Origin of the sequence: Acinetobacter sp. CIP 64.7 (genome assembly GCF_000369745.1) — a bacterium.
Classification (GTDB): domain Bacteria; phylum Pseudomonadota; class Gammaproteobacteria; order Pseudomonadales; family Moraxellaceae; genus Acinetobacter; species Acinetobacter fasciculus.
On sequence record NZ_KB850173.1, the window covers coordinates 1 to 1,375 of the forward strand.

1 protein-coding gene is annotated in these 1,375 nt (G+C 26.3%); it reads right to left on the bottom strand.

Going from position 1 to position 1,375, the window contains the following annotated elements:
* Positions 1–925 precede the first annotated feature (925 nt).
* The gene (locus tag F890_RS19350; RefSeq protein ID WP_159333807.1) at positions 926–1,069 is read right to left on the bottom strand and encodes a type II toxin-antitoxin system Phd/YefM family antitoxin; all 144 of its coding nucleotides are present in this window, start codon (positions 1,067–1,069) and stop codon (positions 926–928) included.
* Between the last annotated feature and the right edge of the window lie 306 nt (positions 1,070–1,375).

Sequence of the window (1,375 nt, forward strand, 5' to 3'; positions counted from 1 at the left end):
ATTTCACCATTTATTTTTACATTTTTCAGTAGTATATGAACATTTTCCTTATATATACTAAATCTATCTGAATAACGTCTATATTTCACACTTTTTAATTCTCCAGTTAATACAACATCTTGATTTTTAAATTTCCTTAATTGCTCTCTCATGATTTCATCTCTTTTCTTTTTAGTTAGCTTAGTTCTTATAATGTTCCTTTTTAATTCTATATGTAAACAAAGTACACTACGTACTCTTTAAACAATTTCATTACTTTTCTTGTGTACTGCGTACACTTTGAATAATTCAACTCATGATTTTAAGAAATGCCTCAATATTCCTAAAGGACATAATTTTGGTGTGTTGATAAACGTTTACTAAATACAAATATTAAAGTATTCATGCTACTATCTCCAAATTTAGAAATAAATAAAAGTGAAAAGGGGCATTATATTGATTATTTAGAATTCACATTTAATATTGAAAATTGAAAAATGTTTATATTCAAGGAAAACAACCTTATGCACGTATACTTAAGAAGAAAAAACAGTAGTTAACCTTGAGAAAACTTTGTAAGTTGATATACCAATAAACCATTAATCACTTATTGTGTTTATTACCTATTGAATAGCAAAATAGAATATAAAAATAGGCGTCTGTATCGATAACACAATACAAACACCTAATAACATATAAAGAAATTTAGATTCAACTATCATAATCTACAAAGTAGTTAACAGTGAAAATGAATTGGAATCGTATCCTGTAAAGATTATAAATATTCATTTAACAAACTATTTATAGATCATTCATACTTCTTAAACATATAGTAACACATCTTCGACAGTAAACAATCTTATAACGTACACTGCGTACACAAATGATTTAAATAGAAGTTCCCCTTGAGAATACTACGACTAATTTAGACATAGATTATCAATTCTTATGTTCGTTTATTTTCAAAGCTTTTTAATGAACTTTCGAGGTGTCTTACATTAGTAGGAGACTGATTCAAATATATCGTTTCTAGTATACTTCTATAATCTGATACAGACATAATAAACGCGTTTTCATCATTTTTCGTCATAACAATTTTCACATCCCTATATTGTTTAACTTTTTTATGATGCTTATCAAATTGTTTGTATAATTAGCAATATTTGTCATAGTCTCATCTCCTTGTTTTATAGATAAAATGTACAACATTTTGTCCTTTTTTCAAATTAAAAATAAGCGGGACTATTACCCGCTTCTATAATCTATTATTTTAGTTATGTAATTATAAAGCTTTGAAAAATGAATATTTTTCATACAATTTAGAACAAAAAGAGGCAACAACATACCAATCTCATAGCCAAACCTTTAGAAATTATGCTATTGGAGTTTCCGTCAT

Coding starts and splice junctions, on each gene's coding strand:
- F890_RS19350 (WP_159333807.1), bottom strand. CDS start 1,069: ATGACGAAAAATGATGAAAACGCGTTTATTATGTCTGTATCAGATTAT.